14 protein-coding genes are annotated in these 14,753 nt (G+C 68.1%); 10 read left to right on the top strand and 4 right to left on the bottom strand.

From position 1 onward, the window contains the following. The first annotated feature begins 34 nt into the window (after positions 1-34). Positions 35-2,848 carry a preprotein translocase subunit SecA gene (gene secA, locus QR64_RS07850; RefSeq protein ID WP_052227251.1) on the top strand — a complete coding sequence of 938 codons (2,814 nt, stop codon included), beginning with the start codon at positions 35-37 and terminating at the stop codon, positions 2,846-2,848. A 68-nt stretch (positions 2,849-2,916) separates the two neighbouring features. On the opposite strand, the gene QR64_RS07845 is transcribed toward secA, so the two are convergent. Further along, positions 2,917-3,468, bottom strand: a complete 552-nt coding sequence (locus QR64_RS07845) for an Rv3235 family protein (protein ID WP_006550222.1) — start codon at positions 3,466-3,468, stop codon at positions 2,917-2,919. Positions 3,469-3,642: 174 nt separating this feature from the next. Between QR64_RS07845 and QR64_RS07840 the strand changes: the two genes are divergently transcribed. The 6 genes from QR64_RS07840 (at position 3,643) to QR64_RS07815 (ending at position 9,907) form a co-directional block, all read left to right on the top strand. Then, complete coding sequence (locus QR64_RS07840) at positions 3,643-4,131, top strand: HAD-IA family hydrolase (RefSeq protein ID WP_024101497.1); 489 nt, start codon at positions 3,643-3,645, stop codon at positions 4,129-4,131. Then, the gene (locus QR64_RS07835) at positions 4,128-5,537 is read left to right on the top strand and encodes a WS/DGAT/MGAT family O-acyltransferase (protein WP_026061398.1); all 1,410 of its coding nucleotides are present in this window, start codon (positions 4,128-4,130) and stop codon (positions 5,535-5,537) included. The genes QR64_RS07840 and QR64_RS07835 overlap by 4 nt, the downstream gene beginning before the upstream one ends. A 3-nt stretch (positions 5,538-5,540) precedes the next feature. Further along, entirely contained in the window at positions 5,541-6,050 is a 510-nt protein-coding gene (locus QR64_RS07830) for a DUF6912 family protein (RefSeq protein ID WP_006550224.1), read from the top strand. A 110-nt stretch (positions 6,051-6,160) separates the two neighbouring features. Then, complete coding sequence (locus QR64_RS07825; protein ID WP_039584799.1) at positions 6,161-7,291, top strand: ferredoxin reductase; 1,131 nt, start codon at positions 6,161-6,163, stop codon at positions 7,289-7,291. A 31-nt stretch (positions 7,292-7,322) separates the two neighbouring features. Continuing rightward, positions 7,323-8,636, top strand: a complete 1,314-nt coding sequence (locus tag QR64_RS07820; protein WP_039584798.1) for a fatty acid desaturase family protein — start codon at positions 7,323-7,325, stop codon at positions 8,634-8,636. Positions 8,637-8,671: 35 nt separating this feature from the next. After that, the gene (locus tag QR64_RS07815; protein WP_024101492.1) at positions 8,672-9,907 is read left to right on the top strand and encodes a fatty acid desaturase family protein; all 1,236 of its coding nucleotides are present in this window, start codon (positions 8,672-8,674) and stop codon (positions 9,905-9,907) included. 74 nt (positions 9,908-9,981) lie between these two features. Here the strand turns inward: QR64_RS07815 and rsgA are convergent, their stop codons facing one another. Continuing rightward, a complete protein-coding gene (rsgA, locus tag QR64_RS07810; protein WP_006550228.1) occupies positions 9,982-11,001 on the bottom strand; it encodes a ribosome small subunit-dependent GTPase A in 1,020 nt (339 codons plus the stop codon). Continuing rightward, positions 10,968-12,254, bottom strand: coding sequence for a 3-phosphoshikimate 1-carboxyvinyltransferase (gene aroA, locus QR64_RS07805; RefSeq protein WP_039584906.1), 1,287 nt, complete (start codon positions 12,252-12,254; stop codon positions 10,968-10,970). The genes rsgA and aroA overlap by 34 nt, the downstream gene beginning before the upstream one ends. 80 nt (positions 12,255-12,334) lie before the next feature. Between aroA and QR64_RS07800 the strand changes: the two genes are divergently transcribed. Further along, a complete protein-coding gene (locus tag QR64_RS07800; RefSeq protein ID WP_039584797.1) occupies positions 12,335-13,093 on the top strand; it encodes an SOS response-associated peptidase in 759 nt (252 codons plus the stop codon). Between the two features lie 22 nt (positions 13,094-13,115). On the opposite strand, the gene ybaK is transcribed toward QR64_RS07800, so the two are convergent. Continuing rightward, positions 13,116-13,613 (bottom strand): Cys-tRNA(Pro) deacylase, encoded by a 498-nt coding sequence (ybaK, locus tag QR64_RS07795; protein WP_039584796.1) that lies wholly within the window; start codon positions 13,611-13,613, stop codon positions 13,116-13,118. Positions 13,614-13,819: 206 nt separating this feature from the next. On the opposite strand from ybaK, the gene QR64_RS07790 reads away from it, so the two are divergent. Continuing rightward, positions 13,820-14,464 (top strand): sigma-70 family RNA polymerase sigma factor, encoded by a 645-nt coding sequence (locus QR64_RS07790; protein WP_371683125.1) that lies wholly within the window; start codon positions 13,820-13,822, stop codon positions 14,462-14,464. After that, on the top strand, positions 14,461-14,742 hold the full coding sequence (gene rsrA / locus QR64_RS07785; protein ID WP_006550233.1) for a mycothiol system anti-sigma-R factor: 282 nt from the start codon (positions 14,461-14,463) through the stop codon (positions 14,740-14,742). Before QR64_RS07790 ends, rsrA begins: the two co-directional genes overlap by 4 nt. Positions 14,743-14,753: the final 11 nt, after the last annotated feature.

Here is a 14,753-nt window from a genome sequence, read left to right as displayed (position 1 = left end):
GCTGACGAAGCTGCTCCGGATCGGTGAAGGTCGCATGGTCAAGCGGCTCAAGCACATCGCCGAGCATGTCGATTCCCTCTCCCCGGACTTCGAGGCCCTGACCGACGCCGAGCTCCGTGCCAAGACGGACGAGTTCCGGAGCCGCTACCAGGACGGCGAGACGCTCGACGATCTGCTTCCGGAAGCCTTCGCGACCGCCCGGGAGGCGTCCTTCCGTGTGCTCGGCCAGAAGCACTATCTCGTCCAGATCATGGGTGGCGCGGCGCTGCACTTCGGCAACATCTCCGAGATGAAGACCGGTGAGGGCAAGACCCTCACCTGCGTGCTGCCGGCCTACCTCAACGCGATCTCCGGCGACGGCGTCCACGTCGTCACCGTGAACGACTACCTCGCCAAGCGCGACGCCGAGTGGATGGGCCGCGTGCACCGTTCCCTCGGACTCGAGACCGACGTGATCCTGTCCGGCATGACCCCGGCCCAGCGCCGCGCGGCCTACTCCGCGGACATCACCTACGGCACCAACAACGAGTTCGGTTTCGACTACCTGCGCGACAACATGACGCACTCGCTCGACGATCTCGTCCAGCGTGGCCACAACTTCGCGATCGTCGACGAGGTCGATTCGATCCTCATCGACGAGGCCCGGACCCCGCTGATCATCTCGGGTCCCGCCGACGCGTCGAGCAAGTGGTACTCCGAGTTCGCGCGCATCGCCAAGCTGCTCAAGCCCGAGGTGCACTACGAGATCGACATCCGCAAGCGGACCGTCGGTGTGCACGAGGCCGGCGTCGAGTTCGTCGAGGACCAGCTCGGCATCGACAACCTGTACGAGGCGGCCAACTCGCCGCTGGTGAGCTACCTCAACAACGCCATCAAGGCCAAGGAGCTCTACGCCAAGGACAAGGACTACATCGTCCGCAACGGCGAGGTCGTCATCGTCGACGAGTTCACCGGCCGCGTCCTGTCGGGCCGCCGCTACAACGAGGGCATGCACCAGGCGATCGAGGCAAAGGAAGGCGTCGAGATCAAGGCCGAGAACCAGACGCTCGCCACGATCACGCTGCAGAACTACTTCCGCCTGTACGACAAGCTGTCGGGCATGACCGGTACGGCCGAGACCGAGGCCGCCGAGCTCCACCAGATCTACAGCCTGGGTGTCATCCCGATCCCGACCAACCGCCCGATGGTGCGCGTCGACCAGGGCGATCTGATCTACAAGACCGAGGAAGCGAAGTTCGCGGCCGTCGTCGACGACGTCGTCGAGCGTCACGAGAAGGGCCAGCCGGTCCTCATCGGTACGACGAGCGTCGAGCGGTCGGAATACCTGTCGCGGCAGTTCACCAAGCGCGGTGTGCCGCACAGCGTGCTCAACGCGAAGTTCCACGAGCAGGAAGCGCAGATCATCGCGCAGGCCGGCCGGTCCGGCGCGGTGACGGTCGCGACGAACATGGCCGGTCGCGGTACCGACGTCGTGCTCGGCGGCAACCCCGACATCCTCGCCGACATCGAGCTGCGCAAGCGCGGCCTCGACCCGGTCAACACGCCGGACGAGTACGAGGCGGCCTGGGACGAGACCCTCGAGCGGATCAAGGCCGAGTCGAAGGCCGACGCCGAAAAGGTGCGAGCGGCCGGTGGCCTGTATGTGCTCGGCACCGAACGGCACGAGTCGCGTCGTATCGACAACCAGCTCCGTGGCCGTTCCGGTCGTCAGGGCGATCCGGGCGAGTCGCGGTTCTACCTCTCGCTCGGCGACGAGTTGATGCGACGCTTCAACGGCGCCGCGCTCGAGTCGATCATGACGCGACTGAACCTGCCCGACGACGTGCCGATCGAGGCGAAGATGGTCTCCAAGGCCATCAAGAGCGCGCAGACGCAGGTCGAGCAGCAGAACTTCGAGATCCGCAAGAACGTCCTCAAGTACGACGAGGTGATGAACCAGCAGCGCACCGTCATCTACGAGGAGCGTCGCCGGATCCTGCGCGGCGAGGACCTCGAGGGTCAGGTGCAGCACATGCTCACCGACGTGATCACCGCCTACGTCGACGGTGCGACCGCCGAGGGCTACGTCGAGGACTGGGATCTCGAGCAGCTGTGGACGGCGCTCAAGACCCTCTACCCGGTGGGTGTCGACCACAAGACGCTCGTCGCCGAGAACGAGGACCTCGACCGCAACGGTCTGCTCGAGGTCCTTCTCGAGGACGCCCGCGCCGCCTACGCACGTCGCGAGGCCGAACTCGAGGCCATTGCCGGTGAGAACGCGATGCGCGAACTCGAGCGTCGCGTGCTGTTGTCGGTTCTCGACCGCAAGTGGCGCGAGCACCTCTACGAGATGGACTACCTCAAGGAGGGCATCGGCCTGCGCGCGATGGCGCAGCGTGATCCGCTCGTCGAGTACCAGCGCGAGGGCTTCGACATGTTCACCGCGATGCTCGAGGGCCTGAAGGAGGAATCGGTCGGATTCCTGTTCAACCTCCAGGTCGAGGCCGCGCAACAGCAGCAGTCCGCGGGTGTGGCGGTCACGCCGGCCTCTGCGGCGGCCGCCGCGCAGGCGTCCCCGAGCCTCGCCAAGGCTGCTCCCGCGCGACCCGCACAGCCGGCCCCGACGGCACAACAGGCACAGCCGGCTCCGGCGGCGCAGGCGGAGCCCGCACCGGCCGCGCTGCGGGCCAAGGGTCTCGACGAGACCGAGCGGCGTCTGACCTACACCGGTCCCGACGAGGACGGCCGCGCCCACGTCGCGCGTACGACCGCCGGTTCCGACGCGGGCTCCGCGCCCAGGCAGGCGGGCACTCGCAAGGAGCGTCGTGCCGCGGCCCGGCGCGATGCGAAGACCAACCGGCGACGCTGAACGCGCTGAGTCGAAGACTCACATCGGCGCTGAGTCGAGGACTCACGATCACCCCACGACCCTGTGGCTCACCCGAGCCACAGGGTCGTGATCGTCCAGCGGTGCGGAGCACGAGGACGGGGACGCTTGCGCACCATCCGGCCGGCGAAGGCGAACACCCGGTCCCCGCGACCGTAGCTGCCGAACAGTTCCACGGTGTCGGCGTCGACGGGACGCACCCGCGTCCGCAGCAGTATCGCGGTGCTGCGTCCGGCACGCGGAGGCCGGCCCGCGGTGATCGTCGCGACGAGACGCGGATCGAGGACCGTGGTGGACTGCACCGCGGGACGGCGGCCGTCGACGACCTCGAGGACCAGGCGCACCGCCGTCTCCGCGACCCGCACGACACCCGGATCGAGCACGATCGCGGGTCGGTCGCTCGGCTCTGTGGCCGGACCTTCGATGCTCGGGCCCTCGGCCGGACGTCCGGTTCCGTCGCGGCGGAGCGTGGCGCGTCCCGAGCGTCCGTCGTGCGGCGTGGGCCGACGGGCGACGTGGCTGCGGGGACGGTGGCAGCTCTCCTCGACCGGAGGTTCGAGGCGGGTGAGGCGGCGCACGTAGCGCCCGGTGTGATGCGACATGGGCTCTCCCGAAGGGCATGAGGACGGATCGTCACGGTGACACCGTGACGGCGGATCGGTTCGGGAGAGGACGAACCGCGCACATGATGCCACATCTCCGGGCGACGGTCCCGGTTCGACGCGCGCGGGATGCGCTGCGCGAGCAGGACGTCCAGGACCTACGGTGGTGTCGTGATGCGAGGACTCGTACTCGACGTCGGTGGCGTCCTGGTCGGGCCGGGAAGCGACCCCGACACCTTCGGCGCGGCCGTGACGGTCCTGCGCGCGCGTGGGGTGCGGACCGCCCTGCTGAGCAACGATCCCGGTGGGCCCGGAGCGCAGTGGCTGCGCGATCTCGAGGGTCCGTTCGTCGACCGCGTGGTGCTCTCGGGTGACGCACGTGTCGCCAAACCCGACCCCGAGAGCTACCTGCTGGTCGCCCGGCTGCTGGACCTCGAACCCGGCGAGTGCGTCTTCGTCGACGATTCGGTCGGCAATGTGCGAGGCGCCGCCGCTGCGGGGATGGTCGGCGTACACCATGATGGTTCACACGACGCGCCGGGCGAACTGGCCGTACTCTTCGATCTCGATCCCGAGGAGATCGGGAGCGGAGCCACGGACGGCGCCGAGTCGTGGTGGCGATGTTCGGGAGGTTCGGGTCAGGAGGGGGAACGGGGTCGATGACGAGCCGGATGACGGCGCAGGACGCGTCGTACTACTACCTGGAGACGAGCAACACGCCGATGCACGTCGGGTCGCTCGCGATCCTCGAACCCCCCGAGGGCGGTCTCGACTACGAGAGCGTGCTGCGGTTGGTCGAGCAGCGACTGCCCGAGGTGCCCCGTTACCGGAAGAAGGTGCGTGAGGTCGCATTCGGGCTCTCGCGACCCGTGTGGGTCGACGACCGCGATTTCGACATCACCTACCACGTGCGGCGCTCCGCGCTGCCGAAACCCGGCTCCGACGAACAGCTGCACGACCTCGTCGCGCGTCTGGTCTCGCGACCGCTCGACCGCACGCGACCGCTCTGGGAGATGTATCTCGTCGAGGGGCTCGCGAACGATCGGGTGGCGCTGTTCACGAAGTCGCATTCGGCGCTCGTCGACGGCGAGGAGGCCCTCGACATCGTCCAGGTGCTCTTCGACAAGGAGCCGGTGCCGCGTGAGGTCCCCGAGGAATTGTGGATGCCCGAACGCGAACCGTCGGAGTCCGCTCTGCTCGTCGGAGCGCTCGCCGAACTCGTCGCGCGCCCGGGGGAGGGGATCGCCGCCGTGCGATCGGCCGTGGGCGATCTCACGGCGACCCTCACCGAGACCGTCGACGCCGTCGGCCGGATCGCCCGCACGGCAGCGCAGTCGGCGCCCGAGACTCCGCTGAACACGCAGATCTCGAGGAGCCGTCGGTTCTCCGTGGTGCGCTCCGATCTGGAGCCCTACCGCAAGATCCACTCCCGCTACGGCTGCACGATCAACGACGTGGTGCTCGCGGTCCTCGCCGGCGCGTTGCGGTACTGGCTGCTCTCCCGCGGGGAGCCGGTCACCGAGGCGACGGTGGTGCGGGCGATGGTCCCGATGTCGGTGTACACCCAGGATCCGGACGACTGCGGCGACAACGACACGATCCAGGTGCACCCGCAGGGTGAGGTGTCGTCCTTCCTGCTGGATCTGCCGGTGGGGGAGCCGAACGCGGTGGTCCGGTTGTCGCACATCGCGCATGCGGGCGAGGCCTACTCGCGGCAGCGGCGGCGGGTGGCGGCGCAGACGATGGTCCGCTTGTCGGGCTTCGCCCCGGCGACGATGCACGCGGTGGGAGCCCGGGTCGCGATGGGTTTCTCGCAGCGGATGTTCAACCTCATGATCACCAATGCGCCCGGTCCGCAGCACCCGCTCTACCTCACCGGAGCCCGGCTGCTCGAGATCTTCCCGGTCTCGCCGCTGCTGAAGAATCAGGCCCTGAGCATCGCGTTGACGTCCTACGACGGCAAGATCTACTACGGTTTGAATGCGGATCGTGATGCGATGCCCGATGTGGACGTGGCAGCGACGCTGATCCAGGAATCTCTCGAGGAGTTGACGGATGCCGGCAGGTGAGAAGTGACGCGTGTCTATGTACCGGCAACGCTCGCGATGTTGCAGGGCCTCGTCGCCGACGGTGAGGTCGACGCGGTGGGCCGGACGGCCTTCGCGGTGACCCCCGCTCTGCGCGAGGCCTACACGGCGGGCGACGACGAGGAGCTCGCCGAGGTCGCTATGGCCGAGGCGGCACGCGCGTCGCTGCGGTTGCTCGGGTCGGAGGAGCCGAACGATCATCCGTCCTTCGCGTCGCGTCGGGTGGTGATCGCGGCCGACGTCGACGAGGTGAAGCCGCGACCGGATCTCGACGATGCGGTCGTCAAGCTCGCCGGGCCGATCACGATGCGTGCGGTCGCGTCGGTGCACATCGACCTGCAGGAGGCGGAGGCCGACGTCGCGCGGGCACGCGAGATCGTCGATGCCGCCGAACTGGGCGACGAGGAGGCCGAGTTCGTCCTCGGCGACGCGGAGGACCACGAACTGGCGTGGTACGCGGCCCAGGAACTGCCCTTCCTCCTCGAACTGCTCTGACCTCGCATATCGCCACGTCATAGGTGTGACGACCGTCTCTTGCTCAACCTACGCTTCCGTAACCTCTGATAACCTACGGAGCCGTAACCGGAGTGAGGAGAAACGGTCGGATGGGCCTGAAGGAATGGATCGAGAAGCCTGCGGCACACGTCGCGCCAGGGGAGAAGTCGCTCTCCAACGTCCTGCGTGGCGCGGTGGCCCGGCTGACCACCCCTCTGCTCCCCGACGACTACCTGCATCTGGTCAACCCGCTGTGGTCCGCCCGTGAACTGCGCGGGCGCATCGTCTCGGTGCGCCAGGAGACCCCCGATTCCGCGACGATCGTCATCCGTCCCGGCTGGGGCTTCGACTTCGGATACGCGCCCGGCCAGTACATCGGCATCGGTCTGCATGTCGACGGTCGCTGGCACTGGCGCTCCTACTCGCTGACCTCCTCGCCCACCTGGGGCGACAAGGTCATCTCCATCGCCGTGAAGGCGATGCCCGAGGGTTTTCTGTCCAGCCACCTCGTCGGTGGGGTTCCCGAGGGCACCGTCGTGCGCCTCGCCGCCCCGAAGGGCGATTTCGTCCTGCCCGACCCGCCGCCGGCGAAGATCCTCTTCCTCACGGCCGGCAGTGGCATCACGCCGATCATGTCGATGCTGCGGACGCTCGACCGGCGTGCGGTCGAGCGCGAACTCGACCTGCCCGACGTTGTGCACCTCCACTCCGCGCCGACGGCCGAGAACGTGATGTTCCGGTCCGAACTCGAGCGTTTCGACGCCACCCACGATCGCTTCCGCGTGCACGTGCGTCACACCCGTGAGAAGGGCAAGTTCGCGCTCTCGGAGCTCGACGAGGTGTGCCCCGACTGGCGCGAGCGTCAGACCTGGGCGTGCGGTCCCCAGCAGATGCTCGACGACATCACCGCGCACTGGGCCGCGGAGGGCATCGAGGATCAGGTCCACCTCGAGCGCTTCGCCGTCAGCCGCGCCGACACCTCTGGCTCGGGCGGAACGATCACGTTCGCGAAGTCCGGCAAGACCGTCACTGTGGACGGCGCCACGACGATTCTCGAGGCCGGTGAGAGCGTCGGTGCGCTGATGCCTTTCGGTTGCCGCATGGGAATCTGTCAGACTTGTGTTGTGCCGCTCGAGAAGGGGCACGTCGTCGATCTGCGATCCGGCAAGGAGCACGCAGAAGGCGAACGCGTCCAGACCTGCATCTCCGCCGCTGCCGGCGACTGCACACTGGACGTGTAGACACCGACAGCAAACCTCCGAAGGATCCCGCTTGGCCATCACCGACATCCGCGCGTTCTCTCATCTGACCGAAGACGACATCGTTGCTCTTGCAAACGAATTCGACGCGATTCGACGGGATGTGGAGAATTCGCGCGGCCCGCGGGACGCCCGCTACATCCATTCCGTCATCCGTGCGCAGCGTGTGCTGGAGGTGGTCGGACGCTGCGCGCTGTTCGGTTCGCGTCGACGGTCGCGCTGGATCATCGGTACCGCTGCGCTGTCGCTCGCGAAGATCATCGAGAACATGGAACTCGGGCACAACGTGATGCACGGGCAGTGGGACTGGATGAACGACCCCGAGATCCACTCGACATCGTGGGAATGGGATCAGACCGGTCCGTCCGAGCACTGGAAGCGCGCCCACAACTACGCGCACCACACCTACACGAACATCGTGGGCATGGACGAGGACGTGGGATTCGGCATCCTGCGGATGACGCGCGACGAGAAGTGGCGTCCGCGCAATCTCGCGCAGCCGATCGCGAACATCGTCCTCGCGCTGACCTTCGAGTGGGGGATCGCGCTGCACGACCTCTCGGCGAAGAAGGAACTCGAGGGCGTCCCGCCCGTGCAGTGGAATTCGGGGCCCAACAAGGAATTCGCAGCGAAGGCCGGCCGGCAGGTCGTCAAGGACCTGGTGTTCTTCCCGGCGCTCACCGGGCCGGCCTGGCGCAGCACGTTGTCGGCGAACCTCACCGCGAACGTGATCCGCAACATCTGGGCGTATCTCGTGATCTTCTGCGGCCACTTCCCCGACGGCGCAGAGAAGTTCACGACCGAGCACTACGAGAACGAGACGCGCGGAGAGTGGTATCTGCGCCAGTTGCTCGGTAGCGCAAACATTTCCGGTGGGCGTGCGATGGATTTCCTCACCGGGAATCTCAGTTATCAGATCGAGCATCACCTGTTCCCGGACTTGCCGAGCAACCGCTACCCGGAGATCGCCGCCCGTGTACGGGCGCTGTGCGGCAAGTACGACCTGCCGTACACGACCGGTTCGCTCGCCCGGCAGTACTGGCTCGCCCTGCGCACGATCCACAAGCTCGCGTTGCCCGACCGATTCCTCAAGGCGACGGCCGACGACGCCCCCGAGACCTCCTCCGAGCGCAAGTTCGACAGGTGGCGCCCGGAGGCGCCCGCGGTGGTCACCGAGGCGTCCACCGGACGTCACCGGGGTCTGCTCACGGCGCTGCGGGTCCATGCCGAGCATGCGGTAGCAGAACGTCGTCGTCGCCTGGTGAATCGGGTCACCGGCGACCTTCCGTCACTCTGTGATTCGCGCCACAGCTCCGAATCCGGCTAACCTACGGGACCGTAACCTACGGTAGAGTAGCCCGCATGGCGATATCGGATGTCAAGGAGTACGCGCACCTGACGGAGGCGGACGTCGAGGCCATCGGCCGCGAACTCGACGCCATCCGGCACGATATCGAGGAGTCCCGCGGTGAGCGCGACGCTCGGTACGTCCGCAACACGATCCGGCTGCAGCGCGGCCTCGAGATCGGCGGGCGCCTCGTGCTGCTCGGCTCGAACAAGCGTCCGCTGTGGCTGCTGGGCACGGGCATGCTCTCCCTGTCGAAGATCATCGAGAACATGGAGCTCGGGCACAATGTGATGCACGGGCAGTGGGACTGGATGAACGACCCCGAGGTGCACTCGGCCAACTGGGAGTGGGACAACGTCGACCCGTCGGCGCACTGGAAGATCACCCACAACTACCTGCATCACAAGTACACCAACATCCTCGGCATGGACGACGATGTGGGATACGGCCTGCTGCGCGTCACCCGCGACCAGCGATGGAAGCCGTTCTACCTCGGCAACGTCGCGTACAACGCCATCCTCGCAGCGCTGTTCCAGTACGGCATCGCCATCCAGCTGCTCGAGCTCGGCAAGGTCATCCAGGGGCGCGACGACCGCGAGCTCACCAAGGCACGCGGCAAGGAGGTGCTCGCCAAGCTCGGCAAACAGCACCTCAAGGACTACGTGATCTATCCGGCGCTCACCGGCAAGTCGTGGAAGTCCACGATGAGGGCCAACGCCACGGCCAACTTCGTGCGCAACATCTGGACCAACGCGGTGATCTTCTGCGGTCACTTCCCGGACGGTGCGGAGAAGTTCACGAAGCAGGACATCGAGACCGAGACGCGTGCCGAGTGGTACCTGCGTCAGATGCTCGGCTCCGCGAACATCTCCGGCGGTAAGGTCATGGACTTCATGACCGGCAACCTGAGCTACCAGATCGAGCACCACATCTACCCCGACCTGCCGTCCAACCGGTACGCGGAGATCGCGGTGCGCGTGCGTGAGCTGTGCGAGAAGTACGACCTGCCGTACACCACCGGCCCGCTCGCGGTGCAGTACTGGAAGTCCTGGCGCACCATCGCCAAGCTGTCGCTGCCCGACAAGTACCTCAAGGACGACCGCGACGCCGCCCCGGAGACCGCTTCCGAGCGGGGCTTCGGCGGAGCGCCGGAGATCGATCCGGCCACCGGCCGCCGCGTGGGTCTGGCCACCACCATCGAGAAGACACGCAAGCGCGGATTCGTCCGCCGCGCGCTCGGCATGCGCTGACGGTCACGAGAACGAGCACGAACCCCGGCACCTACAGGTGCCGGGGTTCGTGCGGTCGGCCGGGGTTCGTCGGTTCACCAGGGGTCGTTGGACGCGAGCGCCGTGAGCAGTTCGCGCACGGCCATCGCCCGGTTGTGCGACTTGCCCTCCAACGAGTCGAAGGCACATTCGGGATCGGCGGGCGGGCCGAGATGCGTGCACCCGCGCGGGCAGTCCTCGACCGCTTCGGCCAGGTCCCCGAACGCCGCGACGACGTCGTCGGGCCCGATGTGCGCGAGCCCGAACGACCGGATGCCCGGGGTGTCGACCACCCACCCGCCCTCGGGCAGATGCAGGGCCACCGACTGGGTGGAGGTGTGACGTCCCTTGCCCACCCCGGAGACCTCGCCGGTGGCGCGGTCGGCGTCGGGGACGAGCCTGTTCACCAGTGTCGACTTGCCGACCCCCGAGTGCCCGATCAGGGCGGTCACGCGACCGTCGATCCGCTCGTGCAGGGCGGTGAGATCGTCGTCCTGACCGACGAGCAGCACCGGGATGTCGAGATCCGCGAAGTGCGCGGCGAACTCGTCGGGATCGGCGAGGTCGCTCTTGGTCAGTCCCAGCAGGGGAGCGAGACCGCCGGCATAGGCCGCGACGAGTGCGCGTTCGACGAGTCCGGTCCGTGGTGGGGGATCGGCGAGCGCGACCACGATGAGCAGCTGTTCGGCATTGGCGACGACGATGCGCTCGAACGGATCGGTGTCGTCGGCCGTGCGCCGCAGGACGGTGCTGCGGTCCTCGACCCGCACGATGCGCGCGAGCGTGTCGGGGCGACCGGAGAGATCGCCGACGACACCCACCTGATCGCCCACCACGATCGGGGTCCGGCCGAGCTCGCGTGCCCGCATCGTCGTCACGATCCGGTCGGGATCACCGCCGAGCGCGACACCCCACCGCCCGCGGTCGACGGAGACGACCATGCCCTCCTCGGCATTGCGGTGGGCCGGGCGGTCCTTCGTGCGCGGCCGCGAGCCGCGCCCGGGGCGGACCCGGACGTCGGACTCGTCGTACTCCCGCCGCCTCAGGAGTCGCTCCCCGTCAGCAGCGACTCCCACAGGCCTTCGAAATCGGGGAGCGTCTTGGCAGTGGTGCCGATGTCCTCGACCTCGATCCCGTCGACGACGAGCCCGAGGATCGCACCGGCCGTGGCCATCCGGTGGTCGGCGTAGGAGTGCCAGATACCACCGTGCAGCGGCGTCGGCTCGATGTGTAGACCGTCCTCGGTCTCGGTGATCGAACCCCCGAGACGACCGATCTCGGTGGCGAGCGCCGCCAGCCGGTCGGTCTCGTGACCGCGCAGGTGCGCGATACCGCGCAGGTCGGAGGGCGAGGCGGCGACCGCGGCGAGGGCCGCGACGGTCGGCGCCAGCTCGCCGACGTCGTGCAGGTCCACGTCGATGCCTCGCAATTCGCCCGGGCCGTGCACGGTCAGCGTCCCGTCGGCCCACGTCACCTCGGCGCCCATCTGCTCGAGGATGCCGCGGATCGCGTCGCCGGCCTGGGTGGTCGACTCGGGCCACAGGGGCACCGAGACGACACCACCGGTGACCGCCGCGGCCGCGAGGAAGGGCGTGGCGTTCGACAGGTCGGGCTCGACGGTGACGTCGACGGCCTTGATCGTCGTCGGGGGCACCCGCCAGGTGTCGGTCTCGGAGGTGTCGACGGGGACCCCGGCCGTTCGGAGCATCTCGACCGTCATCTCGATGTGCGGCATCGACGGCACCGGTTCACCGGCGTGGCGGACCACCACGCCCTCGTCGAAGGCGGCCCCGGACAGCAGCAGACCCGAGACGAACTGCGAGGACGCGGAAGCGTCGATGGTCACGGAACCGCCGCGCACCGCACCGCGGCCGTGCACGGTGAAGGGCAGCCGGTCGCCGTCGATGTCGGCGCCGAGGGCGCGCAGGGCGTCGAGCACGGTGCTCATCGGGCGGACGCGGGCCTGTTCGTCGCCGTCGAACCGCACGTCGCCGTCGGCCAGTGCGGCCAGCGGCGGTACGAACCGCATGACGGTGCCGGCCAATCCGCAGGCGACCTCGCCTCCGCGCAGGGGGCCGGGGGTCACGTCGAGGGTGGTGCCGCCGTCGCGCTCGGTGACGGTCGTGCCGAGCGTGCGCAGGGCCCCGATCATCAGGTCGGTGTCGCGGCTGCGCAGCGCGCCGGTCAGGGTGGACGGCCCGTCGGCGAGTGCGGCCAGGATCAGGGCACGGTTGGTGATCGACTTCGATCCCGGCAGCGTCACCGACGCTCGAACCGGGGACACGGCGCGGGGTGCTCTCCACAGACTCACCCGACCATCTTCGCCCATCCGGACCGGTGCGGGCACCCTCGCCCACCCGGTGCGCGCCGGTGTCGGTTCCGTCACCCGGCGATGCCACACTCGACGGCATGTGCGGAAGGTATGTCTCCACCGCCGACCCGGCGACGCTCGCCGTCGAACTCGACGCACTCGACGAGACCGGCGACGACAGCAGCCGGGACGGGCGGGAGCCCGACTACAACGTCGCGCCGACGACCGAGGTGCTCACCGTTGTCGCCCGGCACGACGGGGAATATCCCGACGGTCCCGTCCGCCGCCGTATCCGCCGCATGCGATGGGGACTCGTGCCGCACTTCGCCGAAGAGGTGGGCGGAAGCGCACCACTGATCAACGCGAGATCCGAATCGGTCGCCACCAAGCCGAGCTTCGCGCGGTCGCTGCGCTACAAGCGGTGCCTCGTCCCGATGGACGGCTGGTACGAATGGCAGGTCGAACCCGCGCCGGACGGCAAGCCTCGCAAGGTGCCGTACTTCATGGCGCCGGCCGACGGCTCGCGGATCTGCATGGCCGGGGTGTGGGCGGAGTGGCGCGATCCGCGGAACCCGAAGGCACCGCCGCTGTCGAGCACGGCGATCCTCACCGCTCAGTCGGTCGAGCAACTCGGCAACGTGCACGAACGGATGCCGCTGATCCTCCCGCCGGAGCGGTGGGATGCGTGGCTCGACCCCGACAGCCTCGGCCATCCGGATCTGATCGTGCCGAGCGTCGAGGCGATCTCGGCGATCGAGATCCGCCGCGTGTCCGCGAAGGTCAACAGCATCCGCAACAACGGCCCCGAACTGCTGCAACCCGACGACGGCGCCGGCGATCAGATGGTGCTGTTGTAGGCGCTGCCGGAGCGGACGGGCCCTACGGACCGGCCGTGATCGGTGCCACGACGGCACCGGTCAGCCGGATCAGATCGTGCGGATCCAGTTCGATCTCGAGCCCTCGCCGACCCGCGCTGCACAGCACCCGGTCCCACTGCTCGGCGGAGACGTCGACCACGGTGCGCAGACGCTTGCGCTGCCCGAGCGGGGAGATGCCGCCGACGACGTACCCGGTCGCGCGTTCGGCGGCGGTGTGATCGGCCATCACGGCCTTGCCGCCGCCCAGCGCCCCGGCTGCGGCCTTGAGCGACAGCGTCGCCGGGACCGGGATCACCGCGACGGCGAGCTTGCCGTCGGACAGCGACACCACCAGCGTCTTGAAGATCTGTTCGGCGGAAACCCCGAGGTGTGTGCCGAGTTCCTCGACGGCTTCGGCGCCGAAGGACGACGACCTCGGGTCATGTGCGTATTCGTGGACCCGGTGCGCGACCTTCTCGCGCTTCAACAACACCGTCGCGGGAGTGGATGTCGAGGCCATCCGATCACTCTAGAGAACCGGAGGTGGGGAACAAGCGCGGTGGGCACGGCGTTGCACACCGACGGGTGGATCCACCGGCCACCCGAGACCCGACGATCGGAGAATTCGTGGCAGTGCTGTGCCCGCCTCGACCGGACGCCATCGGACGTCCCCCCGATCCGGACGCCGTCGGACCGGTAGCCTTCTCGACAGGCGTCGATGAAGGGATCGGTGTGATCGAGGAGTCTGTGGAAGAACTGACCGAGCGGTTCGAGCGGGACGCGCTTCCCCTGCTCGATCAGCTCTACGGCGCTGCGCTGCGGATGACCCGCAACCCCTCCGACGCCGAGGACCTCGTACAGGAGACCTACATCAAGGCGTTCTCCGCCTTCCGGTCGTTCCGCGAGGGCACCAACCTCAAGGCCTGGCTGTACCGGATCCTCACCAACACCTACATCAACTCGTACCGGAAGCGTCAGCGGCAACCCGCGCAGTACCCGACCGACGAGATCACCGACTGGCAGCTCGCCGCCACGGCCGAGCATTCGTCGACCGGTCTGCGGTCCGCGGAAGTCGAGGCACTCGACGCGCTTCCCGACGACGACATCAAGGCGGCGTTGCAGGAACTTCCCGAGGAGTTCCGCATGGCCGTCTACTACGCCGACGTCGAAGGGTTCCCCTACAAGGAGATCGCCGAGATCATGGGGACGCCGATCGGCACCGTGATGTCGAGACTGCACCGGGGTCGCAAGCAGCTGCGGGGCCTGTTGGCCGACGTGGCGCGCGATCGCGGTTTCATGCGGGAGAAGGCCGTGGACGCCACAACCGGAACATCGGATCAGCCCGAGAGCGGAAAGGGAGCACCGCAGTGAGCGAACCCGACTTCGATCGACTCGACTGCTCGGCGGTCATCGCGGACGTCTACCTGCTTCTCGACTCCGAATGCGACGCCGGTTCCCGCGAGAAGCTGCAGCGGCACCTCGACGAGTGCGGCACCTGCCTCGAGGCCTACGGGATCGAGGAGAAGATCAAATCGCTGCTCAGCCGCAAGTGCGGCGGGGAACACGCACCCGAGGGCCTGCGGGAGCGGCTCATGCTGCAGATCCGCCGCACCGTGGTGATCACCGAGACGGACAGCGCCGAGTCGTAGGCGAGTTCACT

Origin of the sequence: Rhodococcus sp. Chr-9 (assembly GCF_000801125.1) — a bacterium.
In the GTDB taxonomy this organism is placed as follows: Bacteria; Actinomycetota; Actinomycetes; order Mycobacteriales; family Mycobacteriaceae; genus Rhodococcus; species Rhodococcus pyridinivorans.
The sequence above is the reverse complement of the archived record's forward strand: the minus strand, read 5'-3'. Positions and strand labels throughout refer to the sequence as shown.